Raw genomic sequence first — 25,937 nt, forward strand, 5'->3', positions numbered from 1 at the left:
GCGGTATATCAGATAAGTACTTTTCAACTGACACACCGCAATCGCGAGCAAGCCCGCTCCCACAAAAGCGCTGTTGATCTGCTTCAACCACTCAGGTCGGCTTTCAGGCCGCCGTGCTTTTGATCTGAGAAGCGCCGCGTTAAACCACGATGGCCGCCCGCAAGCCCGTTTGCTGCGCGACAGCGCTACGTCAAAGTGCAGTAGCGCCTCGCACAGGTGAACACTCGCTAGTTCGGCTTAGCGAACCCCGTCCTGGCGCAATGCTGCAGGGGTAAAGTCGCTGGTAGTCGCGGTAAAACCAAAGTCATACGCCTGCTTCTCCTCGTTCTTCATGCCCAATGCCAAGTAACGGCCAGACTGCAGGTCGTACAGGGTTTCGATCGCGTACCAAGGTACTTGTTTATCGTAATAGTTCTCGGCATGCGCTTCAGCAACGCGCCACAACTGGCCACGGCCATCGTAATGATCGATCACCGCCGCTTGCCAGGTATCTTCGTCGATAAAGAAGTCACGCTTGGCGTAAATGTGACGCTGACCTTCCTTCAAGGTCGCAACCACATGCCAAACGCGGCGCAGTTCATAACGTGCCAGGTCCTGGTTTATGTGGCCCGCCTTGATGATGTCTGCGTACTTAAGCTTCGGGTCATCGATCTTGTAGCTGTTGGACGCGATATAGATCTCTTTTTTACCTTCCAGCTTCCAGTCATAACGGTCTGGAGCGCCGTTATACATGTCAAGGTTATCCGAAGTACGCAGGCCATCGGCGGCGGTGCCCGGGCCGTCATACGACACTTGCGGCGCGCGCCGTACCCGGCGCTGCCCGGCGTTGTAAACCCAGGCAGAGCGCGGCTCTTTAACCTGGTCCAGGGTTTCATGCACCAGCAGCACGCCACCGGCCAGACGCGCTGGCGCGGTCACTTGCTGCTTGAAGTAAAACAGCACGTTGCCCGGATTTTTTGGATCGAAGTCCTTCATTTTGTCGCGGAACACGAACTGATCGCGAAAGTACACCAAGCTGAACGAGCCGTTGGTTTGTGGCGTGGCCTGGGTCACCAGGCGCGTCACGCTGCCGCCGCGGTAACGCGTGATGTGGTTCCAGATCACTTCCACACCGGTTTTCGGAATCGGGAACGGTACGGCGGTTTCGAAGTTTTCCAGGCCGTTACCGCCCGACACCAGGTTGGTGGTGGTGGCGTTTTTCTTGATGGCGGCAAACACATCAGCCGGCACCGTGGCGCCGCGATGGCTTGGGTACACCGGCATTTTGAAGGTGTCCGGGTAACGCTTGAACATCGCGTACTGCCCCGGCGCCAGCTTGTCTTTGTACTGCTCCACGTTCTTCGCGGTGATGATGAATTGCGGCTGTTCGCTGGCATACGGGTTGGCCAGGAAACCACGCGCGTCCACCGCGCCAGCGTTGGTTGGCAGCGGCGACCATTTAGGAATGGTGCCTGCCGCGTTACCGGCCATTTCGGCGCCCATCGGGGTCAAGCTGGTGCCCAGTTTTGCGGCTTCATCGGCCGAGACGGCGGCCATCACACTGCCCGCCATGATCGACAACCCCAGCACACTCACCTGCAACAGATTTTTAGTTATTTTCATAGTCTGGCTCTTCCTGAAAACATACAGCTTGAAAAGAGTGTGCTTAGAAGTTCACACCGGCGCTCAAAGCGATGAAGTCACGGTCATCCACGGTGGTGAACTTGCCACCAAAGAAGTTGGTGTAGTTCAGGCTAACGGTGTAGGTGTTCTGGTATTCGGCGTCGACGCCCATGCTGACGGCCTTGCGGCCCTCTTCAAAGTTGCCGCCAGGGCCTGGCGAGTAGCCTTTGACGTCGTGGGACCATGCAACGTTGGGCTTAAGGTTTACACCGGCAAACACATCCGGGTATTCCCAGATGGCACGGCTGCGATAGCCCCAGGAAGTTGCCGTGGTGAAGCCATCGTTATTGCAGTTGGTGTTCAGCCCATTGGAATTGGGAAGGCCCGCACCGTTAGCGGTGGAGGTGTTCAACGCAGCACACGCGCCATTCGGCAAAGTGCCTGGGCCAAACACCGGGTCACGCCCGTAACGAACGTCAGACTTGCTTTCCAAACCGCCCACATGGGTCACGCCGACTTCACCTACCAGTGTCAGGCGAGTAGCGCCCATCACTTGGTCGAAGAAGTGCGTAAACGTGGTTTGGAACTGGGTGATTTCCTTACGACGATAGCCGTGCAAGTCTTGGCCAGGGACGCCGTTGAGCAACGAAGCATTGCCCAATACCGGGCCGCCAAGCGGTTTCACGCCCGCAAACAGAATGTCGGTTGAGTTCAGTTGTACCGGCGCGTTCGGGCGATAGCTCAACTCACCGCTCCACGCGGTGCCTGTGGGCAAGGTCGTGGAAAAGCTCAAGCCGTACAGGCGAATATCTTCAGGGTATTCGATGAAGTAGTTGGAGTTACCCGCCACCACCAGCGGCGCTAATTGGCCTAATTGCGCGGCGCTGGCGAACGCAGCGCGGGAAGCGCCCTGTGCGCTGAAAATCGGCGCGCGGCTGTGATAGTTCATGAAAAACGCGCCGAACTCGGTGTCGAGCGGTTCGAAATTGTAGTGCAGCGCACCGCCCCACTGGCCGCTGTCACGCGCGTCACGGTCAGCGCCGCGTCGCACCAGAACACCTTCATTGTTTATATCAACCCCGCGTGCTGCCAGTGCCGGCAAAAATGCCGCCGGGATAGTCGAGCGTTTATTCAACACTCTAAGGTTGTTGGAGCAACCGTCGGAAACGATGTCGGGCTGTGAAAAGAACGTACCGCAGTTATCCGTTACGGTCTGGTCCCATTCCAACTGATAAAACGCCTCGGCCGACAAGTTGTCGGTGAGGGTCTGCGACACATAGAACATGTTGACCGGAATCAAGCCTTCCTTGATCTCGGCGCCCGGACGACGGAATGCGGACACATCGATTGGGTTGATGGAGTTGATACCGCCACCAATGAACGTACTTTCACCCCAGCTCACCACTTGTTTGCCGAACCGCACGTTACCCGGCTGATCGGCGATGCTGTAGTTGTGGTAGACGAACGCATCAAGAATCTGCCCGCCAGAGGACTTGGCGCCCTCTTTGCGGTTGTTGTTGCTGACGTTTTTGAAATCCAGGTCTTCGTTTTGAAGCGCGAAGTCATACCAGTACTTGCCACGCACGAACACGCCGGTGTCACCGTATTTCAATTCAAGGTCATGGATACCCTTGAAGATCTTTGAGAAGGAATCACCCTTGTCGAAGTTCAAGTGACCGTCATCAGACGTTTGCGATAACCCCTTGCCGCCGTTGTTGGCACCGATCAGGTCTTTATTCCGACCGGCAGTCGACCAACTCGCCCCCACCGACAGGGATGAGTCGAAGCTGCCTTCGATTTCACCGATATTAAAACTGACGCCGAATGCGGGCCCGGCGAGCGTAGAAGCGAGACTGACGGCCAGGGGCAGTTTTGCCCGGCGCCAGAACTGGTTTACTGAGGTCATCGACGCTACTCCATGTGCATTATTGTTATGGCAGTGAGTTCTTGCTTCTTGGATGCATGTAACGGCCGGAATACAACTATTCCAATGCCGCTCGGCAACCAGGCCCCCATGGCCCGAAGCGCAACATCCTTGCAAAACTCTGGTTGGGACTATAGCCAGCAGGGGGTACCGCTTGATCCCTCTAAAGTGTGATTTGCATCACCAACCCGTCTGCCACAGCCCTTTCGCCACGCCGACGAAGGTCGACGCGAGAAGGATGGCTGAAAATTTTAAAATCACAAGTGAAGGCGCGAGATAGAGCAGTGCGTGCCCAAAAGGGCACGCTGCAGTGTTTCAAAGGGTGGAGAGGAACGTGCTGTTGTTGGCCTGCCATTCAATGATGTCGATACGGATACGTTTTTTGTCGAGTTTTCCTACACTGGTCTTGGGAATTTCAGTAACAACGGCGATCTGGCTTGGAATCGCCCACTTGCTCAAATGGCCCAGTTCGACAAACGGCTTGAGGTGTTCTTTAAGCTCGCGAGCACCTATCACGTGGCCATCACGCAGCACCAGCAACGCAAACGGGCGCTCGCCCCATTGCGGGTCGGCGATGCCCACCACCGCTACTTCGCGTACCGCCGGGTGGCGGCTGACCAGGTCTTCGAGGGCCAGTGAAGAGATCCATTCGCCGCCGGTCTTGATCACGTCCTTGATGCGGTCGCGAATATCGATCACGCCAAAGGCATCGAGGGTGGCCACATCGCCCGTGTGCATCCAGCCACCGGCCCACAACTCGGCGCTCTTTTGCGGCTCTTTGTAATAACCTTCGGTAAGCCAGGGCGCACGCAACACCAACTCGCCTTGAGACTCGCCATCGGCGGGCAGGAAGTGACCGTCGCCATCGACAATCGCCGCTTCCACCAAGGGCCCCGGCACGCCGGCCTTGATGCGGTAACTGGTGCGTTCGTCTTCGGTGCCGGCCAGCAGTTCTTCGTTGAGGTGGGCGCAGGACACCAACGGCCCGGTCTCGGACATGCCGTAAGCGGCGGTCAATTGAATGCCACGCGCCTTGGACGCTTCATACAACGAGCGGTTTAGCGCGCTGCCGCCGATGACGATTTTCCAGCCGCCAAAGTCGACGTCTTGCGCAGCCTTGGCGTTGAGCAACATTTGCAGGATGGTCGGCACGCAATGAGAGAACGTGACCTTTTCCTTGCGCCACAACTCCACCAGGTATTCCGGGTCGTAGCGGCCGGGGTAAACCTGTTTCAAACCGAGCATGGTCGCCACATACGGCAGGCCCCAGGCATGCACGTGGAACATCGGCGTGATCGGCATGTACACATCGTTGGTGCCCAACAGACGCACGCTGTCGATGCTGCCCATGATGGTCGCCACGCCGAGGGTGTGCAGCACCAGTTGGCGATGGGTGAAGTACACGCCCTTGGGATTGCCGGTGGTGCCGGTGGTATAGAAGGTGGTGGCGACCGAGTTTTCGTCGAAATCCTGAAAGTCGTACTGCGGGCTGGCGGCCGCCAGCAGGGTTTCATATTCGCCGACCAGGTTGGGCAGCTCGCAGGTGTTGGAGTCGGCGTCGGTCAGCAGCAGGGTTTTGTCCACCGTGGTCAATTGCCCGGCGATGGCTTGGTAGAGCCCTGCGAACTCGCTGTTAACCAGCACAAAGCGGTCTTCGGCGTGGTTCATGGTGTAGAGGATTTGTTCCGGTGACAGGCGCACGTTGATGGTATGGACCACTGCGCCAATCATCGGGATGGCGAACATGCATTCCAGGTAGCGGTGGCTGTCCCAGTCCATCACCGCCACGGTGTCACCGGCCTTGACCCCGGCTTCGGTCAGCACATTGGCCAAGCGGGCAACCCGCTCGATCAGTGTCGGGTAGGAGTAGCGCAGTTTGTCGCGGTAGACGATTTCACGGGTTTTCTCGTAGCGGGCCCCGGACATCAGCAGGCGTTTAATCAACAGCGGGCATTGGTAAGCGCCTTCGGCGGGCGGGATAACACGGGTCTGCAACATAGGAATCCCTTTTTATGACGGCACGTCTTGGCTTGAAGCACCTCACTTTAGAGACGTTATGTTTCAGCTAAATCAGCCAAAGGAATGATTTGCAGACCCCAATGAATGCTAGCTTTGCGCCATTATCCAAGGCTAAAGCAGATCAAAAACGGGTGTGGAGTACACAGCAGATTTTTGCTTTTTGTGGGAGGGGGCTTGCTCCCGATAGCAGTTTTACAGTTGATACATGAATTGACTGACCCACCGCCATCGGGAGCAAGCCCCCTCCCACAGTTTGACCGAGTTCTGCTTGGGGGATTGGGTCGGCTTTCGGGCGTTGAAAAATACTTGGCTGACACACCGCCAGGGCCTTGGTCATTTCATGCTGGTAAACGCCAGCTTCACACCAATGGCAATCAACACCGCGCCCATGGTTCGATCAAACCAATGCCCCATCCGTGCAAAGCCGGCACGCACGCGCTGCTGGCTGAACAGCATCGCCACCAGACAGAACCACAACGCCGTCGCCACCGCCAGGTACACGCCGTAACCGGCCTGAACCGCCAGCGGCGTGTGCGGATTGATCACCACAGTGAACAGCGACAGGAAAAACAGCGTGGCTTTAGGGTTTAAACCATTAGTCACAAAACCTGCGGTAAACGCCCCACGCGGCGTGCGCTCGCCCACTTCAGGCTGCAAATCACCTTCGGCGACAGGTTTGGCCGGCTGCGCGCGCAGGGCCTTGAAGCCGATGTACAGCAGGTACGCCGCCGCCGCCCATTTCAGCGCATTGAACAGCACGATTGATTGCGACACGATCAAACCGATACCGAGCAACGAGTAGCCCACGTGCAGGAAAATCGCCGAACCCACGCCCAGCGCGGTCCAGGTTCCGGCGCGGCGGCCATGGGTCACACTTTCGCGCACCACCACGGCGAAATCCGGGCCAGGGCTGGCCACCGCCAACAAGTGAATCAAGGCTACGGTTAAAAACTCGGCGGCGTACATGCTCACTCCCTTGCGTAACGGATTAACCCATCTGATAGGCTCGGCAGATTACGCCTTCGAACCCTCTCGCAAAAGGTACAGTTGATGACGAACAATCGCCGCGCCGTCTTCCTTGATCACCCGTCGCTGGACCTGGGCGACCTCGACCTCAGCGAGTTGCACAACAGCTTCAGCGAGCTTGAGTTGTTTACCGACACCACGCCGCAAAATGTACTGGAGCGCCTGCAAGGCGCCCACGTGGTGATCAGTAACAAGATCGCCCTCACCACGCAAACCCTGGCGGCGTGCCCTGAACTCAAGCTGATTCTGGTGTCGGCCACCGGCACCAATAACGTCGACCTCAAAGCTGCACGCGCCCAGGGTATTACCGTGAGCAATTGCCAGGGCTACGGCACGCCGTCGGTGGCGCAACACACAATCATGCTGTTGCTCAACCTGGCCACACGTTTGCAGGACTATCAACGCGACGTCGGCGCCGGCAAGTGGCAACAGGCCAAGCAGTTCTGCCTGCTCGACCATCCGATCGTCGAGCTGCAAGGCAAAACCCTCGGCCTGCTCGGGCATGGCGAACTGGGCAGTGCCGTGGCACGGCTGGCCGAAGCCTTCGGCATGCGCGTGCTGCTCGGCGCGATTCCTGGCCGCCCTGCCCGCGCCGACCGCGTGCCGCTGAATGAACTGCTCGGGCAAGTGGATGCGCTGACCCTGCATTGCCCGCTGAACGAACACACGCGCGACTTTATCGGCGCGCGTGAGCTGGCGCTGCTCAAGCCGGGCGCGTTTGTCGTGAACACCGCGCGCGGCGGTTTAATCAACGAACAGGCACTGGCCGACGCCTTGCGCAGCGGCCATTTGGGCGGCGCGGCCACCGATGTACTCAGCGTGGAGCCGCCAGTGCAGGGCAACCCGCTGCTGGCCGCCGACATCCCTCGGCTGATCGTCACACCCCACAACGCCTGGGGCAGCCGCGAGGCGCGGCAACGAATCGTCGGCCAATTGGCCGAAAACGCCCGAGGCTTTTTCAGCGGCGCCCCGCTGCGCGTCGTCAGTTGATAAACTGCGCCCCTTTTCAAGGAGCAGACCATGGATCCGCGCAGTGAAGTACTGCTTCGTCAGGCCGAACTTTTTCAAGGCAACGTGCTGCTGGCAGGTTTGCCCGCCGACGACTTGCTCGGCCGCTTGCCCAATGCGCACGGCTGGAGCTGGCATGCCGGTGACCAGGCGGCGCTCGACGCGCGCTTCCCCGAGCGCAGCCAGTTTGGCGTGAACGTGCCCGAGCGGGCATTTGATGCGGCGGTGATTTTCCTGCCCAAGTCCAAAGACCTCACCGACTACCTGCTCAACGCCTTGGCCGCGCGCCTGCCCGGCGCCGAGCTGTACCTGGTGGGCGAGAAAAAAAGCGGTATCGAAAGCGCCGCCAAGCAGATGAGCCCCTTCGGCAAACCGCGCAAGCTGGATAACGCGCGGCACTGCCAACTGTGGCAGATCACCGTGGCCAACGCGCCGCAAGCGGTCGGACTGGAAAGCCTCGCCCAAGTCTTCGAGGTGCCGTTGGCCGATGGGCCACTCAAGGTGGTGAGCTTGCCGGGCGTATTCAGCCATGGCCGGCTGGACCGCGGCACGGCGCTGTTGCTGAGGCATCTGGATAAATTGCCCAGCGGCCATTTGCTCGACTTCGGTTGCGGCGCCGGCGTGCTGGGGGCGGCGGTAAAACGCCGGTACCCGCATAACACCGTCACGATGCTTGACGTGGACGCCTTCGCCGCTGCCAGCAGCCGCCTGACATTGGCGGCCAATGGCCTGGAAGCCGAGGTGTTGACCGGTGATGGGATTGACGCTGCGCCAATGGGTTTGAACGCGATTTTGAGCAACCCGCCGTTTCATGTCGGGGTGCACACCGACTATTTAGCGACCGAGAACTTGCTGCGAAAAGCAGGCAAACATCTGGCAAAAGGCGGCGAACTTCGGTTGGTTGCGAACAGCTTCCTGAAGTATCAACCGCTGATCGAAGAGCACTTGGGCGTGTGCGCAGTCAAGGCGCAAGGCCAGGGTTTTCGCATTTATCGTGCCAAGCGGCCCTGAAATATTTTTCCCAATGAAGGCTTGCCGAATGGATTTTGCCTAGGCAGAATCCGCTCCGTCCTAGGGGAGTAGTCTCCCACGAGCCCACGCTCGTCCGGCATACGTCAACATACTTGGTCAACAGACCATGGCGTATGCGACCCAGGAGTCCGCACAGACGGGCCGGGGTTTGACAAGACCTATGACACGCACACCTTACCCGGGGCGGGAAGGCTGTACGTGTCATAGCCGTGTCGACCCGCCCCTGGAACCTACCTGATGCTGGATTCTCTGCTCGTCCCTACCGCAGTCGTTGCCTTGGCCGAAATCGGCGACAAGACGCAATTGCTCGCGCTCATACTTGCCGCACGCTTTCGCAAACCCTGGCCGATCATCGCCGGCATCGTCGCCGCGACCCTGGCCAACCATGCCGCCGCGGGTGCCGTGGGTGCCTGGTTCGGCAGCTTCTTCTCGGATGCAGTGTTGCACTGGATACTCGCGGCGAGCTTCTGCGCCACGGCGCTGTGGACGTTGGTGCCGGACAAACTCGACGATGACGAAGCCAGTACCACACGCAAGTTCGGGCCGTTCCTGACCACGCTGATTGCGTTCTTCCTCGCAGAAATCGGTGACAAAACGCAGATCGCCACGGTGATGCTGGCGGCGCAATACCCGGAGCTGTGGCTGGTGATCATCGGCACCACGCTGGGCATGCTGATTGCCAACGTGCCGGTGGTGTTGGCGGGGAATTTTGCGGCGGATAAACTGCCGTTGAAGCTGATCCGTCGACTGGCGGCTACGGCGTTTTTCATCCTCGCAGTGGTGGCGGTCTACAAAGCCATGCAGAGCAGCGGTTGGATCTAGCTTTAAAAGCGGCAAGCTTTAAGCGGCAAGCTGCAAGCTGCAAGCTGCAAGAAGAAGCAGCGCCGTTTCTTGCGGCTTGTAGCTTGCTTCTTGCGGCTTGCGGCTTGCTTCTTGCCGTTCGCCCCGTCAGGACTTGCTGGCTTGCTGGTAAAGCGGCATCACTTTCGGAATCGCCGCCTGCAACGAGGCGATTCGGCTGTCGGAAGCCGGGTGCGTGCTCATGAACTCCGGTGGCGAACCTTCCGAGGCCTTGGCCATTTTGTTCCACAACGTGATGGCCGCATTCGGGTTGTAACCGGCGCGGGCCGACAGTTCGAGGCCGATCAGGTCGGCTTCGTTTTCATTGGCGCGGCTGTTGGGCAAGGTCATGCCGTAGTTGGCCACGGTATCGGCCAGCGCCAGGCTGTCCTGGCCCAGACCGAACAAGGCACCGGCGCCCTGCTTGGCCATCTGGATGCCGTAAGCCTTGGACATGGCTTCACGCCCGTGTTCGCGCAGGGCATGCGCGATTTCATGGCCCATCACCGCAGCCAGTTCGTCATCGGTAAGCTTGAGGTTATCGATCAACGCGCTGTACACGAAGATCTTGCCGCCAGGCCCGCAGTTGGCGTTCATCTCGTCGCTTTTGATCAGGTTGACTTCCCACTTCCACTGCGCCGCATCCGGGCGGAAGTTCGGCGCCTGGGCGATCAAGCGGTCGGCAATCGCCTGTACACGCTTGGCGTTGGCGCTGGTCTTGTCGACCATGCCTTTGCCGCTCGCCTCACCCAACGTCTTTTGATAAGACTGGGCGTACATCTGGTCGACTTCCTGACTCGACAGCATGCTGAACATGTACTGCTTGCGCTCGACCCCAACGGCCCCGCCGCTGGTGGTATTAACCGACTGGCAACCGGCCAGCAGCAGCGCCGCACACAACCCACTTACGACCAATGACTTCTTCATGAACACGCTCCCTGAAAACATGGCGCGTATCGTAGGCGGTCATGTGTATCGGCGCCAGATACAAAAGACGTGTAACCGCCCAATAACCGATACATCCCACACGCTGATAGCGCGCGCGACCTGTCAACCCGGCGTCAAACACTCCGGGCCATTCAATTTCGGATCATTCACCATATTCGCCAGCACGCGCTCGCGCAGCGCCGCCGGCTCACTCGCCAGCAAGCTCTGCAACACCGGCAATGGGGTTTCGGGGTCCAGCCAGGCCGCTTGCCCCGCCGCATCCAGAATCAATGGCCGGCGCTGACTCTGCGCAGCCTGGGTGACCACCGCCGTGCTCAGCCATACCTGCTCCTGCACCGGATACGCTTCCCAGATTGCGGCAAAAAACAGCGTCGAACCTTCACCCGGCGTCAGCCAGTAAGGTCGCTTGCGCAACGTGCCACGCCATTCGTAAAAACCATTGGCCGGCAGCAGGCAGCGGCGCTGACGAAAGGCTTCGCGAAACATCGGTTGCTCAGCGAGGGTTTCTGCGCGGGCGTGAGCCGGGGTGCGCGACAGGTCTGTCAGCCAAGGCGGCGTAAGGCCCCAGCGGGCGCGGGCCAGGGTGTGCTGGCCGTCGGTGGCGCGCTGAATCAGCACCGAATCATTGGGGGAGATGTTCCACTGGGCCTGCTGGTCGGCCGGAAAGCCCGGCAAGGCAGCAAACGTGGGGTTCCAGCGAAACAGGGCATAACGTCCACACATGGGGTAACACGACTCTTGGGTAAACCGACCGACAGCCTAACAGACCAACACGTCGGGGAAGCTGTCGGGTTCTTCGCCAGGTAGCGGCTGCGCACCGATGTAGGCGGTAATCAGCTCGCGGGCATAGGCGGCCTGGTCGTTGCCGACCTCCAGCCCCAGCAGGCCAAAAATCGGCAGCTCGCCGGTGCCACCGAGTAAATGGCGCCCCACCAGGTGCGCCTCGATGCCCTCGCTGGCGAGCATCTGCTGCAGCAGCTCGCCTTCCATCAGGTTTTCAGGTTCGTAAATTCGCTGCATAGGCGCACCTGTCAGTCGTTCTCGGCATGGACTTCAAGCATCCATTCTTGCCCATCCGTTTGCAGGGTGAAATTAATCGGCCGGCAACACACCGGGCAGTCCTCTATGTATGACTGATCGCCACCAGAAAGGTCCAACACCGCCTCGGCGGGCTCACCACAATAAGGACAATCGTACGGCTCGGTTTCCAGCATCACGGTCTCCCAAGTGACTTGTGCGTATAATCGCCGGTCTATTTACAGGGCTATTCCCGGCAGAGCCAAACTTTTGCCGCCTGCCGATATTTCCTTTACTTACCCTAGCCGTTTCTAACAAGAGAGCATGATGGGCGAATTCGATACCATCCGACCTTACAACGACAGCGAAGTCCCGGCAGTGCTGGCACGTTTGTTCAGTGACAAGGCCTTTCTAGACATCCTGACCCATTTCCGCTTCCCGCGGTTCGCAGGCGCTCTGGGCTGGTTGCTCAAGCCTATGATCGCGCGCAAATTACGCCGTGAGTTCGCCGGCGTCACCACGGTGGCGACCCTACAGGACAAAGTCGAGTATTACGTCGACCACACCATCGACCGTGCAACCGACGGGGTGACCTACACCGGCGTCGAGCAGCTCAAGTCGGGCACCGCGTACCTGTTTTTGGCCAACCACCGCGACATCGTAATGGACCCGGCCTTCGTCAACTACGCGGTCTACCACGCCGGCCTGCCGACACCGCGCATCGCGATCGGCGACAATTTGCTGCAAAAGCCATTTGTCAGCGACCTGATGCGCCTGAACAAGAGTTTTATCGTGCACCGCTCGATCACCGGGCGAAAGGAAAAAATGGCGGCGTTCAATTTGCTGTCGGCCTATATCAACCATTCGATCCGCAACGATTGCCAGTCGATCTGGATAGCCCAGGCCGAAGGCCGAGCCAAGGATGGCGATGATCGCACCGAGTCGGCGATCCTCAAGATGTTCCACGTCAGCCGCAAAGACGAGCCGTTCGCCGAGGTGATCCAGTCGTTGAACCTGACGCCGGTGTCGATCAGCTACGAATACGACCCGTGCGACACCGCCAAAGCCCGCGAGCTGTATATCCGCGCCACCACCGGCACCTACAGCAAAGCGCCCGGCGAGGACGATGTGAGCATTGCCTTGGGCATCACCGGCTACAAGGGCCGCGTGCACGTGAACTTTGCACCGCCGATCACCGAGCGTTTCGAAGACACCAAGGTGCTGGCCATAGAAATGGATCGGCAGATTCTCGGCGGTTATCGGTTATTCCCGGTGCACTACCTGGCGTACGCGCAGTGGAGCGACGCCGACCCGCAATTGCAGGTGCCCACCGCAGCCGACGTATTCCCGGCCGACGAGTTGGCCAAGGCGACAGCGGAGTGGGAGCGGCGCTTGAACCAATGCCCGCCCGAGCATCGGCCGTATCTGGTGGTGCAATACGCCACGCCCGTGCGTAATCAGTACCGGGTAAAGGCAGGGCTAGCCCTGTAAAAAATGTGTAGGAGCAGGCCTGTGTGGAAGCAGGCCTGTGTGCGGGCGGGCTTGTGTGGGAGCGGGCTTGCTCGCGATAGCCTCAACTCGGTACACCTGATGTACCGAGCGGTTTGCATCGCAACGGGACGCAGAGCGCCCAGGTCGGCGCATTACCACGCAGAGCGTGGGAACGATCATGGCTTGTGCAGCCCCCTCAGAGGTGCGCACTAACCCAGGACACCACCAGCGCCAGCCCAAGGCAAGCAAACCCCACGCGGTAAGCCAACCGGTGCGCCCGCTCGGTACGCACATCCAGAAACAACATCGGCTGATCAATCGCGCGCTCTTCACTCTGCGCGGTCAAGTCCGCCATCGCACGTTGCTCACGCAAACGCGTCACAGACAGCAGCGCTGCCCCCGGGCAGGCCACCAATAAAGCCACAGCATTAATCAGCAGTGCGGACAGCGCCATCGCAAACCTCGGTGCATCAGTGTCTGGGTATCGATTCAGATACAAACCTGAACGACAGTGGCGTCCCTCCACTTAAACGCTCCCTCCCCCACTCGCCAATAATGTATCGAGTAATTTACAGCGTCACCTGAACGTCACCTTAACAAGCCACTCTGTTGCCCTTCGAACGCTCGGGAGCTTGTCATGCTGCATGCGCAAAACCAGGATCGGCTGTATCTGATCGCCCAAAACGATGAGCAGGAAGCGTTGGTCGGCGGCCTCGCATTCAACGTTCAGGATCGCCACTGGCTGGTCTATTGCGCACTCGGCGGGCACCAACATGCCGACCTGCCGGAGCTGGATTTGCTGACGGGCGTGAGCATGCTGGACTTCTACGTAGAAACGGCTGCCTGAAAGCGCCAGGCGTAAAAAAACCGGGCTCATTGCTGAGCCCGGTTTTTTTTGCAACGGTTACTGCGCGCTGAGCAACTGGCCGATGCTCGGGTCTTTGAACAGGCGAGTCAGGGCATCACTCAGCACGTCGCTGACCAACTTGGTATTGGTCTCCTCGTTAGGCGACATACCGAAGCGCTGATTCAGCGAGGCAGCATAACGGCCACTGTAGCGACGAGTGCCGGCACTGACGTCAGACTTGAACGTCGCGCCGATAGACGCTTCAGTCACATACAGGCCCTGTTTGGGCGACTGGTACTTGAGTTCGGCCAGGGTGACGGTCAATTGCGGCGCGCCCGGCGAGTTGGTTGGGGTGAACCCCAGCAGGCGCACGGCGGCCTCAGCCTGGGCTTGCAGCTTGGGCAGCACATCCTGGCCGGTCACCGAAATAAGCGCGGTCTCCGGGTACAGGCCGCCACGCGAACCCAAGGTCGGCGACGGGCGACCATCCACTACCCGCACCGACACTGGCTGGCCGTGGCCCACGGCCGCCAACTGTGCGGTGACTTTAGGTTGCGGGCTGAGTTGTTGCGGGCTGTTGGCGCAGCCAACCAGGGTCAAACTGGTCACAGTGATCAAACCGAACAACAGGCGTTGCAACATACTCATTTCTCCAGGACTAGATGCAAACAGGCCGCCAGTATAACGGTGCACGCGCGCCACTCACCAGCCATCCTGAACGGCAGCTGAAGCGATGCTCAAATTACAATTTCGCATAAATCCGTCATTCGAGTGTCATGGCAGACTGACAAGCTCTGAGCATGTAACGAAACAGGTACACCGCCATGCGCCTTCTCAAGTCATTGTTTATGCAACACCCTCGTCACCGCAACTACGCGCTGCTTGATGCGTGTGGCTATTGCCTGGCGTTCAAGCAGTGCACCCTGCCGCCTGTCGGCGAAGGCTGGGTGGAAGTGTCGGAGACTCATATCGGCTGGATGCACCGCCCGCTGCCGACGAGTGCCCGGGTCAGCCCCAAGGTAATGCACGCGCAAACCCGGCACTCGATGGCTTCCTGACCGCAGCGCTAATAAAAGTCATAAAACACGCCCATTTCCCCGGCGTTCTTCGCTACAATCTCCCCCCGATTATAAGGACGTCTCCTGATCGGGCCTCGCAGCATCGTTAATGCCTCGGCATTAGCCCCAAAATCGCCCACAGAGAGCCGCCCACACAGATCGAGTGAAGCTGGCGTGCTTGCTGTTTTTTTGCAAACCTCCCCTCTTTACCGAATCTGCCAGAGCTGCCATTGCGCTCGGCCACTTGAGTTGTTTGCCCGTTTTGCCGCGCGTCGGCAGAGGTTTGCGGGCCAGGTGCCAGGCTGGGCAGCCCTTTTTTGAGGTTCACGTCTTCAAAAGAGCGTGAAAAAACGGGTTTTCACAACTTCACAAGAGTGTGGCGAGCAAATGAATAGTTTGGCGTTTGTACAAGCACCATCAGCGTCTGGAACAGCCCAACCACACAGGACCGAGCACGCCTCAAACACCGGAGCTTGAGCCTGTCCGCTACGGATTGATTGCACAAATCGCACGCGTTGACCATAAGTCGAATTGCCACAGGCGCCCATGAATGCGTTCATAGGCAAATTAGCCCGGCAGGACGCGTGCGCTGAAGTTGCAAAGAATTGCGAATCGGACATGGCGATCCTGGCCATGGGTAACCTGGGGCAATACGTGAACCGCCCCGTCACTCCTGGCAGCCATGCCGACAATTTGGTGCTGCAGATTTTGGAGACGCGTTAAATGGCGCATAACGAAGCAGTCGACGTAGTACTGGTTGGGGCCGGCATCATGAGTGCCACCCTGGCCGTACTGCTCAAAGAGCTCGACCCCGGCCTTACGCTGGAAGTCGTTGAGCTGATGGATTCGGGTGCCGCGGAAAGTTCCAACCCGTGGAACAACGCCGGTACCGGCCACGCCGGCCTGTGTGAGCTGAACTACACCCCGCAGGCGGGCGACGGTTCTATCGACATCAAAAAAGCGGTGCACATCAACACTCAGTTTGAGGTGTCGAAGCAGTTCTGGGCGTACCTGACCAAAAAGAGCACCTTTGGCTCGTCCAAATCTTTTATCAGCCCGGTGCCGCACTTGAGTTTCGTGCAGGGCGAAAAAGGCGTGTCCTTCCTCAAGAAGCGTTTTGAAACCCTCAGCCAGCACCATGCGTTCTCGGACATGCACTACACCGAAGACCGTAACGAGATGGCCGAGTGGATGCCGCTGATGATGCCGGGCCGCCCGCTCGACGAAAAAATCGCTGCCACCCGCGTGATGAACGGCACCGACGTCAACTTTGGCGCACTCACCAATCAATTGCTCAGCCACCTGAGCAGCGCGCCGGACGCCCAGGTCAAGTACAACAAACGCGTGACCGGCCTCACGCGTAACGGCGCGGGCTGGACCGTGAGCATCAAGGACGTCAACACGGGCGACAGCCGTGAAATCGACGCCAAGTTCGTCTTCCTCGGCGCCGGTGGCGCGGCGCTGCCGCTGCTGCAAGCCTCGGGCATTGAAGAAAGCAAAGGTTTTGGCGGTTTCCCGGTCAGCGGCCAGTGGCTGCGTTGCGATAACCCGCAAGTGGTCAAACACCACCAGGCCAAGGTCTACAGCCAGGCTGCGGTGGGTTCGCCGCCCATGTCCGTGCCGCATTTGGACACGCGTGTGGTCGATGGCAAAAAGTCCCTGCTGTTCGGACCGTATGCCGGTTTCACCACCAAGTTTCTCAAGCACGGCTCGTTCCTCGACCTGCCACTGTCGATTCGCGCCGGTAACATCGGCCCAATGCTGGCCGTGGCCCGCGACAACATGGACCTGACCAAGTACCTGGTCAGCGAAGTGCGCCAGTCGATGGAACAGCGCCTGGAATCGCTGCGCCGGTTCTACCCCGAAGCGAAAGCTGAAGACTGGCGTCTGGAAGTGGCCGGCCAGCGCGTGCAGATCATCAAGAAAGACCCGAAAAAAGGCGGTGTGCTGCAATTTGGCACCGAACTGGTCGCGGCCAAAGACGGCTCGCTGGCAGCGCTGCTCGGCGCCTCCCCGGGCGCATCAGTCACCGTGTCGATCATGCTGGAACTGATCGAACGCTGCTTCCCGGCCAAAACTGCCGGTGACTGGGCGGCCAAGCTGCAAGAGATTTTCCCGGCGCGCGAAAAACTGCTGGAAACCGATGCCGAGCTGTATCGCAAGGTTAATGCGCAGAACAACATCAGCCTGGAACTGGTTGAGCAAAGCAACGAGGCCGAAAGCTACGCTTGAGGCTGCCTCCTGCGGGAGGGCAATAAAAAACGCCCGGCGCTCATGATGAGCGTCGGGCGTTTTTTTATGCCCGGGAATCAGCCGCGGGCTTTTTCGATCAGCTCGATGTACTCGGCGGCGTTGCGCTGGTCCTTGATCACTTCAACAAACGTCTGGCCGTGCTCGTCCTTGCCGTCGAGGTCAAGGCCGGCTTCCTTGAAAAAGCCCAGGAAACGCTCAAAGTCATCGATACGCAGGCCACGGTAGGCTTTGATCAGTTTGTGCAGGGATGGTGAAGTCGCGTCAACCGGCTCGAAAGCCAGGAACAACTTGATTTGATCGTCGCCGATCTCGTCACCAATCACCTGTTGCTTATCTTTACGCATTACCGACTCCAGCCTGCAGACATTTACACGGGGCCTGAAGTCTACCTGCGGGGCGCGAGCTTGTGTAGGCGCCGGTAGCAGACACGTTTAGTTGCACTACCTTGCACCCTGTTCCCTTCGCACCCTGTAGCGTTTGGGCTCACCCAAAACAAGAAGAATCCAAAAATGCCTTTGAATCCAGTCGCGGCCATCGAACCCTACCTTACAGAACTCACCGCACTGAGGCGTGACCTGCACGCCCACCCCGAACTGGGCTTTGACGAACACAGGACCTCAAAAATTGTTGCGACCTTTTTGCAGGCGCTGGGTATTGACGTTCACCTGGGGCTGGCGGGCACCGGTGTCGTAGGGGTTATTCATGGCGCCAAACCTGGCCCGAGCATGGGCCTGCGAGCCGACATGGATTGCCTGCCGATGCGTGAGGCCAATGAATTCGCGCATCGCTCGGTGCACCCCGGCCTGATGCATGCCTGTGGCCATGACGGGCACACGGTGATGCTGCTGGCGGCGGCCCGCTACCTCGCGCAAACACGCCAATTCAGCGGCACTGCGGTGGTGATCTTCCAGCCCGCCGAAGAAGGCGACGGCGGTGCACAGGTGATGATCGAGCAAGGCTTATTCGAACGTTTCCCGGTAGATTCGGTGTACGCCCTGCACAACAACCCGGACTACCCGGCCGGGGTGATTGCGGTTCAGCCCGGCCCTGTAGAAGCCGCGGCAGACAGCTTTGAAATGGTGGTAATCGGTCGCGGCGGGCATGCCGCGATCCCGCATATGGCCATCGACCCGGTGTTGGTCGCCAGCCATATTGTCGTTGCGCTGCAGAGCATCGTCAGCCGCAACCTGCACCCGCTGGAAGCCGGTGTCATCACGGTCGCCAGCCTGGAAACCAGCCAGCACTCAGCCAATAACGTTATCCCGGCCCACGTGAAGATGATTGGAACCGCGCGCAGCTTTACCGAGGCCAACCGCGACCTGCTGGAAAGGCGAATGGGTGAAATTGCCCGGTCTATCGCGACGGCGTTTGGTGCGACACTGACTTTTCACTACCAGCGCGGTTACCCGGCAACGGTTAACCACACCAAAGAGGCACTGTTTGCCGCCGACGTTGCACGCAGCCTGGTCGGCAGCGCAAACGTCAGGTGCAATGAGCCGCTGACCATGGGCGCCGAAGACTTTTCGTACATGCTGCAAGCCCGGCCGGGGGCATACATCTACCTCGGCCAGGGTGGCGCGCACAGCGACGGAGCAGGCGATTGCCAACTGCACAATGACCGTTACGACTTCAACGACAACGTTATTGCGCTGGGTGCCGGGCTTTTGGCCTCATTGGTGGAGCAAGGGCTACCGCGATAACTGTTGGCGACTCAGCCGACGGCTCAATCGAACTGAGCGCGCATCCAGCGCTGATACTCGGCAACGCCGCTATCGCCTTCGCGCGGCGCCCAGTCCGCCAACTCGCCCTCGCCCACCGGACGGTATGGCCCGGCCTTGCATTCGAACATCACGGTGTCGGGTGCAAGCACCACCAGGCCGTGGAACACGCCCGGCGGCACATCGACGCCCGCGCACTCGCCGCCCGCTTGCATGACGCGCTTGGCGAGCACTTCGCCGGTCTCGCTGAAAACCAACAAACCCAGGCTGCCCTTGAGCACCAGCAAAGACTCCGCCTTGTCTGCGCTCAGGTGCCGATGCGGCGGCACATAAGTGCTCGGCTGCAGCGCGACGGCCAGGCGATGGCACGGCTCTTCCATCTGGTGAAAGTTGTGATGATGTCGGCCACGCGGGCTTTCGGTGGCCTTCTCGGCCAGCTCGGCAAACAGGGTCTGATCAAGAAAGCGCACCATCAATTACATTCCTTTAACGGCGTAGATGCCATTGGCGTTACGCCAGTAGCCTTTATAGTCCATGCCATAACCGAAGATGTAGCGGTCGATGCACGGCAGGCCCACGTAATCAGCTTTCAGGTCCGGCCGGGCTTTGCGGTCGTGGTCTTTGTCGATCAGCACGGCGGTGTGCACGTTGCGCGCGCCGGCGTGTTTGCAGAAGTCGATGATTGCGCCCAGGGTGTGACCTTCATCGAGGATGTCGTCAATGATCAGCACATCGCGGTCGATGAACGAGACTTCCGGCTTGGCTTTCCAGAACAGGTCGCCGCCGGTGGTTTCGTTGCGATAACGCGTCGCGTGCAGGTAAGACGCTTCCAGCGGGAACTGCAGATGCGTGAGCAATTTGCCGGCGAAGATCAGGCCACCGTTCATCACACAAAAGACCACCGGGTTGGTGTCGGCCATTTCACGCGTGATGTGCGCGCCAACCTTGGCGATCGCTGCTTCGACTTGCGCTTCGCTGTACAGGCAGTCAGCCTCGCGCATGATTTGACGGATATGCTCGAGATCAGCGGACATGGCGCTCTCCAAGGTGGATGCTGTGGCAAGAAAAGCGGGCAAAGGTACGCATGTGAGGCGCAACGTTCAAGCCTTAATGGACTAACGTACTAGATGTCTATAGGACAACACCCTCGGATAGATTAATCTAAGCCGGTTTTTTTGCCCGCCGCCGGAGCCTTTCCCATGCCCACTCGCGAGATCCGCCACCCGCTGATCCGACACAAACTCGGCCTTATGCGCCGCGCCGACATTAGCACCAAGAACTTCCGTGAGCTTGCTCAGGAAGTCGGAGCGCTGCTCACTTACGAAGCCACCAAAGATTTGCCCCTGGAAAGCTACGAGATTGCTGGCTGGGCCGGCACCGTACAGGTCGAGAAAATCGCCGGTAAAAAAATTACCGTGGTGCCGATTCTGCGTGCAGGCATCGGCATGCTCGAAGGCGTACTCAGCCTGATTCCGGGCGCCAAAGTCAGCGCCGTGGGCGTGGCCCGCAATGAAGAAACCTTGCAGGCGCACACTTACCTGGAAAAACTCGTCCCGGAAATCAACGAGCGTCTGGCAATGATCATCGACCCGATGCTCGCCACCGGCAGCTCCATGGTTGCCACGATCGACCTGCTGAAAAAGGCCGGTTGCAAAGACATCCGCGCCATGGTGCTGGTAGCTGCGCCCGAAGGCATCGCCGCCGTCGAGAAGGCCCACCCGGACGTGCAAATCTACACCGCCTCGATTGATGAACGCCTCAATGAACACGGCTACATCATCCCGGGCCTTGGCGATGCCGGTGACAAGATCTTCGGCACCAAGCAGAAGGACGCGTGAGCATGCAGGATGATTTCAATGACCCGCTTTGGCGCCAGATCCTGTCTGGCGCACAAATGCTCTTCGTAGCATTTGGCGCGCTGGTGTTGATGCCGCTGATCACCGGCCTGGATCCAAACGTTGCACTGTTCACCGCGGGCCTGGGCACGTTGCTGTTCCAGGTAGTGACCGGGCGCCAGGTGCCAGTATTTTTGGCATCGAGCTTTGCGTTTATCACGCCGATCATTCTCGCCAAGGGCCAGTTCGGCCTTGCTGCGACCATGGGCGGGGTGATGGCGGCGGGTTTCGTTTATACCTTTCTGGGCTTAGCGGTGAAGATCAAAGGCACCGGTTTTATCGACCGGCTGCTGCCGCCGGTGGTCATCGGGCCGGTTATTATCTCCATCGGCCTGGCCATGGCGCCGATCGCCGCGAACATGGCGATGGGTAAATCCGGCGACGGTGCCGAGTTGATCCATTACCAGACGGCGATGCTGATTTCGATGCCGGCGCTGCTGACCACACTGATCGTGGCGGTGTTCGGCAAAGGTATTTTCCGCCTGGTGCCGATCATCTCCGGCGTGCTGGTCGGCTTTGCCATGGCGTTCTACTTTGGCGTGGTCGACACGGCGAAGATCGCCGCCGCGCCTTGGTTCGCCCTGCCCCACTTCACCGCGCCGGAGTTCAACTGGCAGGCGATTCTGTTCATCGTCCCGGTGGCCCTGGCCCCGGCCATTGAGCATATCGGCGGTGTGATTGCGGTGGGCAGCGTGACCGGTCGCGACTACCTGAAAAAGCCAGGCTTGCACCGCACCTTGCTGGGTGACGGCATCGCCACGACGGCTGCCGGCCTGTTTGGTGGCCCGCCGAACACCACGTACGCCGAAGTCACGGGCGCCGTGATGCTGACCAAGAACTACAACCCGAAAATCATGACCTGGGCGGCGGTGTTTGCCATCAGCCTGGCGTTTATCGGCAAGTTCGGCGCACTGCTGCAGAGCATCCCGGTGCCGGTGATGGGCGGCATTCTGTGCCTGCTGTTCGGCTCGATTGCGGCGGTGGGCATGAACACGCTGATCCGCCACAAAATCGACCTCGGCGAAGCGCGCAACCTGGTGATTGTGTCGGTAACCCTGGTATTCGGTATTGGCGGTGTGCTGGTCGGCACCGGCACCGGCCCGGATGACTTCGGCCTCAAGGGCATCGCCCTGTGTGCGGTGGTGGCGATTGGTTTGAACCTGCTGCTGCCGGGCAATGACGGCTGGAAGAACAAAAAGCCGGATGAGCCGCTGCTATAACTGACGCCGCGAAACCAACTATGGGGGCAAGCCCACTCCTGGCAAACTACAAATAAGCTATTGTTTTTGCTATTAAAGTTTATTCAGGTTTGTGGCTTGGATTTTGAGCGCATATCCGTTGTTCGGGTGATAACGGGTATGGGTTCCGCCCTTACGGCGGGTCACTTTTGAACATCTGGAAGCCGGCCCAGTCAAAAGTAAAAAACGCTCTTGCCCCACCACTCGGCACCTCGCTTAAGCTCGGTGTGCCCACTCCGATATTACGGAGCGGGCGGCCCGAAAGCCGACCTAATCCCTCAAGCAGAACTCGGTCAAACTGTGGGAGGGGGCTTGCTCCCGATGGCGGTGGGTCAGTCAATTCATGTATCAACTGTAAAGCTGCCATCGGGAGCAAGCCCCCTCCCACAAAAAGCAAAAAAAGCAGATCTGCCGTGTATGCAAAACTGCTTTTGTTCTGCTTCAACCACTTAGGTCGGCTTTCGGGCCGCCGTGCTCTTGCTTTTGATCTTTGTGATCTTGATCTGAGAAGCGCCCCGTTAAACCACGATGGCCGCACGCAGGCTTGAATCCGTGGGTAACCCGGCAGGAAACCGATATAAGCCATCACCCAAATAAAGGATATAGACCCAACCTGAACAACACCCCGAGCCAGTCCGATGCGCGACAGCGCCACATCAAAGATGCAGCAGGACCTCCCATATTTTTTACAGCTTCAGTGTGGCTTAGAGCTCGCCCAAGCCATCAATCAGCGCTTGGTTCTGCTCCGGCGTGCCGATGCTGATGCGCAGGAACTGGGCAATCCGCGCCTGCTTGAAGTGCCGCACGATCACACCTTGCTCGCGCAGCTTTGCCGCAAGGCCGGCCGCGTCGTGTTGCGGGTGGCGCGCGAAGATGAAGTTGGCCGCTGACGGCAACACCTCAAAACCTTTAGCTTCGAGTTGGGCAACCACCAGGTTACGGCTATCAATCACTTGCTGGCAGGTGTTCTCGAAGTACTCACGGTCCTCAAACGCCGCCGCCGCGCCAACAATCGCCAGGCGATCCAGCGGGTAGGAGTTGAAGCTGTTCTTGACCCGCTCCAGCGCTTCGATCAGGTCCGGGTGGCCCACGGCCAGGCCCACGCGCAAACCGGCCAGGGAGCGCGATTTGGACAGGGTTTGAGTCACCAGCAGGTTCGGGTAGCGGTCCACCAGGCTAATGGCGGTGTCGCCGCCGAAGTCTATATAGGCTTCATCGACCACCACCACCGAATCCGGGCTGGCCTTGAGGATCTGCTCCACTGCGTCCAATGCCAGCACGCAGCCGGTGGGCGCGTTAGGGTTGGGGAAGATGATGCCGCCGTTGGGCCTGGCGTAGTCCGCTGCACGAATCTGGAACTGCTCATCCAGCGGCACGGGGTCGGACGTGATGCCGTAGAGGCCGCAGTAAACCGGATAGAAGCTGTAGCTGATGTCCGGGAACAGCAGCGGCAAGTCGTGTTGGAACAGGCCGTGGAAGATGTGCGCCAACACTTCATCGGAACCGTTGCCGAGGAACACGTTGCCTGCGTCGATCGCGTAATACTTGGCCACCGCCTGCTTGAGCAGGTCGCTGTTGGGGTCCGGGTACAGGCGCAAGTTGTCATTCAGCTCGGCCTGCATCGCGGCCAACGCCTTGGGCGATGGGCCGTAGGGGTTTTCGTTGGTGTTGAGCTTGACCAGCTTGGCCAGCTTGGGTTGCTCGCCAGGTACGTAAGGCACGAGGTCCTTGACGAAGGGGCTCCAGAATTTGCTCATCTCAGTTACCTTTTTCGTCGAGGATACGGTACTCAGCGCTACGTGCGTGGGCGCTCAAGGATTCACCACGGGCCAGCACCGAGGCGGTTTTGCCCAGCTCGGAAGCGCCCTGCGGCGAGCAAAAGATGATCGACGAACGCTTCTGGAAGTCATACACCCCAAGCGGCGACGAGAAGCGCGCGGTGCCGGAGGTCGGCAGCACGTGGTTCGGCCCGGCGCAGTAATCGCCCAGCGCTTCGCTGGTGTGGCGGCCCATGAAGATAGCGCCTGCGTGACGAATCGACGGCAGCCAGGTTTGCGGGTCCGCCACCGACAGTTCCAGGTGCTCAGGGGCAATACGGTTGGCCACTTCGATGGCCTGGTGCATGTCGCGCACCAGAATCAGCGCGCCACGGCCATTGATCGACTTTTCGATGATCTCGGCACGCTCCATGGTTGGCAGCAGCTTATCGATGCTGGCGGCGACCTTGTCGAGGAACTCGGCATCCGGGCTGACCAGAATCGCCTGGGCGTCTTCGTCGTGCTCGGCCTGGGAGAACAGGTCCATGGCGATCCAGTCCGGGTCGGTCTGGCCGTCACACACCACGAGGATTTCCGAAGGCCCGGCGATCATGTCGATACCCACCTGGCCAAATACATGGCGCTTGGCGGTGGCGACGTAGATGTTGCCGGGGCCGACCACTTTATCGACCTTCGGCACGCTTTCGGTGCCGTAGGCCAAAGCCGCAACCGCTTGGGCGCCGCCGATGGTGAACACGCGGTCGACACCTGCGATGCACGCAGCCGCCAGCACCAGCTCGTTGATTTCACCGCGCGGGGTCGGCACCACCATGACCACTTCGGTCACGCCTGCCACTTTGGCCGGTATCGCGTTCATCAGCACCGACGACGGGTAAGACGCTTTGCCACCCGGCACGTATAGGCCGGCGCGGTCCAGCGGCGTGACCTTTTGGCCGAGCACGGTGCCGTCGGCCTCGGTGTAGCTCCACGAGTCCTGCTTTTGCTTTTCGTGGTAGCTGCGCACGCGTGTTGCCGCGACTTCCAAGGCTTCGCGCTGCGGCGCGGTGATGCGCGTCAGGGCCAACTCCAGGCGCTCGCGCGGCAGGATCAGGTCCGACATCGACGCCACGTCGAGGCCATCGAACTGGCGCGTGAAGTCCACCAGTGCCGCGTCACCGCGCTCGCGCACGGCCTTGATAATGTCGAGTACTCGCTGGTTGACCGAGTCGTCGGACACGCTTTCCCAGCTCAGCAGATGATCCAGATGCTTGGCGAAATCCGGGTCGGCAGCGTTGAGTCGGGCAATTGCAGTGGACGTGGTCATAGCGAGGGCCTCATAGGATTGGCAAAAAATGCTCAGGCGCCGAACGTTAGCAGCCGATCCGCTTGGGCACCTGAGAATTCTGGCTATGAGGCGGATAGACGGGCGCAGCCTTTCAGCTACGCGGGTGAGTCAGCCGCGGTGTCGAGACTCCACTGCCTGGCGCAGGGTGTCGATCAATGCCTGGATACGCGCGTGTTGCATCTTCATCGAAGCTTTGTTGACGATCAGGCGGGAGCTGATGTCAGCAATAAAATCTTGAGGTTCGAGACCGTTGGCACGCAGCGTGTTACCGGTGTCGACCACGTCGATGATCTTGTCAGCCAAGCCAATCAGTGGCGCCAGCTCCATCGAGCCGTAGAGCTTGATGATGTCGACCTGACGGCCTTGTTCGGCATAGTAGCGCTTGGCGACGTTGACGAACTTGGTTGCCACGCGCAGGCGGCCTTTGGGCTCGACGTCACCGACACGGCCGGCGGTCATCAGCTTGCACAGGGCGATACGCAGGTCGAGGGGCTCATACAGACCCTGGCCACCGTATTCCATCAGCACGTCTTTGCCGGCGACGCCGAGGTCGGCCGCGCCATGTTCAACGTAAGTCGGCACGTCGGTAGCCCGTACGATCAGCAGGCGAACGTCGTCCTGGGTCGTGGGGATGATCAGCTTGCGGCTTTTGTCCGGATTCTCGGTCGGCACGATGCCCGCTTCAGCCAGAAGCGGCAAAGTGTCGTCAAGGATGCGGCCCTTGGACAGTGCGATGGTCAACATGGAAAACGTCAGTCCTTCAACAGGCTATTACTGTCCTGGGGGGGGGGGGGGGGGGGGCGGGCGCGGGGCGGCGGGCGGGGGCGGGGGGCCGCGCCGGGGGGGGGGGGGGGGGGGTTGGGGGGGGGGGTGGGGGGGGTTTGGCGGTGGGGGCCACCCCCGGGGGCGGGGCCACCCC

27 protein-coding genes and 1 riboswitch are annotated in these 25,937 nt (G+C 59.7%); of the genes, 11 read left to right on the plus strand and 16 right to left on the minus strand.

Translation table 11 applies throughout. From position 1 onward, the window contains the following. Positions 1-237: 237 nt before the first annotated feature. The 4 genes from ACOZK9_RS26535 to ACOZK9_RS26550 all read right to left on the minus strand — a co-directional run bounded on the left by ACOZK9_RS26535 (position 238) and on the right by ACOZK9_RS26550 (position 6,511). Complete coding sequence (locus ACOZK9_RS26535) at positions 238-1,602, minus strand: DUF1329 domain-containing protein (protein ID WP_058414288.1); 1,365 nt, start codon at positions 1,600-1,602, stop codon at positions 238-240. 43 nt (positions 1,603-1,645) lie between these two features. After that, positions 1,646-3,508 carry a DUF1302 domain-containing protein gene (locus tag ACOZK9_RS26540; RefSeq protein ID WP_058414289.1) on the minus strand — a complete coding sequence of 621 codons (1,863 nt, stop codon included), beginning with the start codon at positions 3,506-3,508 and terminating at the stop codon, positions 1,646-1,648. 333 nt (positions 3,509-3,841) lie between these two features. Beyond that, positions 3,842-5,524, minus strand: a complete 1,683-nt coding sequence (locus tag ACOZK9_RS26545) for a fatty acid--CoA ligase (RefSeq protein WP_122250825.1) — start codon at positions 5,522-5,524, stop codon at positions 3,842-3,844. A gap of 354 nt (positions 5,525-5,878) precedes the next feature. Beyond that, positions 5,879-6,511 carry a LysE family translocator gene (locus ACOZK9_RS26550; protein ID WP_122251447.1) on the minus strand — a complete coding sequence of 211 codons (633 nt, stop codon included), beginning with the start codon at positions 6,509-6,511 and terminating at the stop codon, positions 5,879-5,881. An 84-nt stretch (positions 6,512-6,595) separates the two neighbouring features. Here ACOZK9_RS26550 and ACOZK9_RS26555 point away from each other — a divergent pair, with 84 nt between their 5' ends. From ACOZK9_RS26555 to ACOZK9_RS26565, 3 genes are all read left to right on the plus strand, one after another. Continuing rightward, a complete protein-coding gene (locus tag ACOZK9_RS26555) occupies positions 6,596-7,561 on the plus strand; it encodes a 2-hydroxyacid dehydrogenase (RefSeq protein WP_058414292.1) in 966 nt (321 codons plus the stop codon). Between the two features lie 30 nt (positions 7,562-7,591). After that, positions 7,592-8,590 carry a methyltransferase gene (locus ACOZK9_RS26560; protein WP_421556928.1) on the plus strand — a complete coding sequence of 333 codons (999 nt, stop codon included), beginning with the start codon at positions 7,592-7,594 and terminating at the stop codon, positions 8,588-8,590. A 50-nt stretch (positions 8,591-8,640) separates the two neighbouring features. Next, positions 8,641-8,761: riboswitch (yybP-ykoY riboswitch) on the plus strand. A gap of 87 nt (positions 8,762-8,848) precedes the next feature. Continuing rightward, complete coding sequence (locus tag ACOZK9_RS26565; RefSeq protein WP_421556929.1) at positions 8,849-9,433, plus strand: TMEM165/GDT1 family protein; 585 nt, start codon at positions 8,849-8,851, stop codon at positions 9,431-9,433. Positions 9,434-9,559: 126 nt separating this feature from the next. Here ACOZK9_RS26565 and ACOZK9_RS26570 read toward each other — a convergent pair whose 3' ends face one another. The 4 genes from ACOZK9_RS26570 to ACOZK9_RS26585 form a co-directional block, all read right to left on the minus strand. Beyond that, positions 9,560-10,378, minus strand: coding sequence for a M48 family metallopeptidase (locus ACOZK9_RS26570; RefSeq protein WP_058414295.1), 819 nt, complete (start codon positions 10,376-10,378; stop codon positions 9,560-9,562). Between the two features lie 123 nt (positions 10,379-10,501). After that, the gene (locus ACOZK9_RS26575; RefSeq protein WP_058414296.1) at positions 10,502-11,122 is read right to left on the minus strand and encodes an SOS response-associated peptidase; all 621 of its coding nucleotides are present in this window, start codon (positions 11,120-11,122) and stop codon (positions 10,502-10,504) included. 36 nt (positions 11,123-11,158) lie between these two features. Next, a complete protein-coding gene (locus tag ACOZK9_RS26580) occupies positions 11,159-11,419 on the minus strand; it encodes a putative signal transducing protein (RefSeq protein WP_058414297.1) in 261 nt (86 codons plus the stop codon). Between the two features lie 11 nt (positions 11,420-11,430). Further along, positions 11,431-11,613 carry a CPXCG motif-containing cysteine-rich protein gene (locus tag ACOZK9_RS26585; protein ID WP_058414298.1) on the minus strand — a complete coding sequence of 61 codons (183 nt, stop codon included), beginning with the start codon at positions 11,611-11,613 and terminating at the stop codon, positions 11,431-11,433. 130 nt (positions 11,614-11,743) lie between these two features. Between ACOZK9_RS26585 and ACOZK9_RS26590 the strand changes: the two genes are divergently transcribed. Continuing rightward, positions 11,744-12,907: a 1-acyl-sn-glycerol-3-phosphate acyltransferase gene (locus ACOZK9_RS26590; RefSeq protein WP_172979346.1), complete on the plus strand. Its 1,164-nt coding sequence runs from the start codon at positions 11,744-11,746 to the stop codon at positions 12,905-12,907. Positions 12,908-13,103: 196 nt separating this feature from the next. Here the strand turns inward: ACOZK9_RS26590 and ACOZK9_RS26595 are convergent, their stop codons facing one another. Then, a complete protein-coding gene (locus ACOZK9_RS26595) occupies positions 13,104-13,361 on the minus strand; it encodes a hypothetical protein (protein ID WP_058414300.1) in 258 nt (85 codons plus the stop codon). Positions 13,362-13,544: 183 nt separating this feature from the next. Between ACOZK9_RS26595 and ACOZK9_RS26600 the strand changes: the two genes are divergently transcribed. Next, positions 13,545-13,754 carry a hypothetical protein gene (locus tag ACOZK9_RS26600; protein WP_058414301.1) on the plus strand — a complete coding sequence of 70 codons (210 nt, stop codon included), beginning with the start codon at positions 13,545-13,547 and terminating at the stop codon, positions 13,752-13,754. A gap of 57 nt (positions 13,755-13,811) precedes the next feature. On the opposite strand, the gene ACOZK9_RS26605 is transcribed toward ACOZK9_RS26600, so the two are convergent. Then, entirely contained in the window at positions 13,812-14,396 is a 585-nt protein-coding gene (locus tag ACOZK9_RS26605; RefSeq protein ID WP_058414302.1) for a YajG family lipoprotein, read from the minus strand. Positions 14,397-14,578: 182 nt separating this feature from the next. On the opposite strand from ACOZK9_RS26605, the gene ACOZK9_RS26610 reads away from it, so the two are divergent. The 3 genes from ACOZK9_RS26610 (at position 14,579) to mqo (ending at position 17,044) form a co-directional block, all read left to right on the plus strand. Then, positions 14,579-14,812 (plus strand): hypothetical protein, encoded by a 234-nt coding sequence (locus ACOZK9_RS26610; RefSeq protein ID WP_421556930.1) that lies wholly within the window; start codon positions 14,579-14,581, stop codon positions 14,810-14,812. Positions 14,813-15,358: 546 nt separating this feature from the next. Beyond that, positions 15,359-15,535 (plus strand): hypothetical protein, encoded by a 177-nt coding sequence (locus tag ACOZK9_RS26615; protein ID WP_158231403.1) that lies wholly within the window; start codon positions 15,359-15,361, stop codon positions 15,533-15,535. Continuing rightward, positions 15,536-17,044: a malate dehydrogenase (quinone) gene (mqo, locus tag ACOZK9_RS26620; protein ID WP_421556931.1), complete on the plus strand. Its 1,509-nt coding sequence runs from the start codon at positions 15,536-15,538 to the stop codon at positions 17,042-17,044. Positions 17,045-17,121: 77 nt separating this feature from the next. Here the strand turns inward: mqo and ACOZK9_RS26625 are convergent, their stop codons facing one another. Further along, the gene (locus ACOZK9_RS26625) at positions 17,122-17,409 is read right to left on the minus strand and encodes a PA4642 family protein (RefSeq protein ID WP_122251451.1); all 288 of its coding nucleotides are present in this window, start codon (positions 17,407-17,409) and stop codon (positions 17,122-17,124) included. Positions 17,410-17,574: 165 nt separating this feature from the next. Between ACOZK9_RS26625 and ACOZK9_RS26630 the strand changes: the two genes are divergently transcribed. Continuing rightward, positions 17,575-18,765: a M20 aminoacylase family protein gene (locus ACOZK9_RS26630; protein ID WP_421556932.1), complete on the plus strand. Its 1,191-nt coding sequence runs from the start codon at positions 17,575-17,577 to the stop codon at positions 18,763-18,765. Between the two features lie 23 nt (positions 18,766-18,788). Here ACOZK9_RS26630 and ACOZK9_RS26635 read toward each other — a convergent pair whose 3' ends face one another. Together ACOZK9_RS26635 and ACOZK9_RS26640 are read right to left on the minus strand one after the other, a co-directional pair. Continuing rightward, on the minus strand, positions 18,789-19,256 hold the full coding sequence (locus ACOZK9_RS26635) for a WbuC family cupin fold metalloprotein (protein WP_058414307.1): 468 nt from the start codon (positions 19,254-19,256) through the stop codon (positions 18,789-18,791). A 3-nt stretch (positions 19,257-19,259) separates the two neighbouring features. Further along, positions 19,260-19,817 carry a hypoxanthine-guanine phosphoribosyltransferase gene (locus ACOZK9_RS26640; RefSeq protein ID WP_058414308.1) on the minus strand — a complete coding sequence of 186 codons (558 nt, stop codon included), beginning with the start codon at positions 19,815-19,817 and terminating at the stop codon, positions 19,260-19,262. A 165-nt stretch (positions 19,818-19,982) separates the two neighbouring features. Here ACOZK9_RS26640 and upp point away from each other — a divergent pair, with 165 nt between their 5' ends. Continuing rightward, positions 19,983-20,621 (plus strand): uracil phosphoribosyltransferase, encoded by a 639-nt coding sequence (gene upp / locus ACOZK9_RS26645; RefSeq protein ID WP_058414309.1) that lies wholly within the window; start codon positions 19,983-19,985, stop codon positions 20,619-20,621. 2 nt (positions 20,622-20,623) lie between these two features. Further along, entirely contained in the window at positions 20,624-21,898 is a 1,275-nt protein-coding gene (locus tag ACOZK9_RS26650) for a uracil-xanthine permease family protein (protein WP_058414310.1), read from the plus strand. A 722-nt stretch (positions 21,899-22,620) separates the two neighbouring features. Here the strand turns inward: ACOZK9_RS26650 and hisC are convergent. The 3 genes from hisC to hisG form a co-directional block, all read right to left on the minus strand. Further along, positions 22,621-23,673 carry a histidinol-phosphate transaminase gene (gene hisC / locus ACOZK9_RS26655; RefSeq protein ID WP_058414311.1) on the minus strand — a complete coding sequence of 351 codons (1,053 nt, stop codon included), beginning with the start codon at positions 23,671-23,673 and terminating at the stop codon, positions 22,621-22,623. Position 23,674: 1 nt separating this feature from the next. Continuing rightward, a complete protein-coding gene (hisD, locus tag ACOZK9_RS26660) occupies positions 23,675-24,997 on the minus strand; it encodes a histidinol dehydrogenase (RefSeq protein WP_058414312.1) in 1,323 nt (440 codons plus the stop codon). Positions 24,998-25,126: 129 nt separating this feature from the next. After that, complete coding sequence (gene hisG / locus ACOZK9_RS26665; RefSeq protein WP_027604802.1) at positions 25,127-25,762, minus strand: ATP phosphoribosyltransferase; 636 nt, start codon at positions 25,760-25,762, stop codon at positions 25,127-25,129. Positions 25,763-25,937 lie beyond the last annotated feature (175 nt).

It is taken from the genome of Pseudomonas kitaguniensis (assembly GCF_049199985.1).
Taxonomy (GTDB): Bacteria; Pseudomonadota; Gammaproteobacteria; order Pseudomonadales; family Pseudomonadaceae; genus Aquipseudomonas; species Aquipseudomonas kitaguniensis.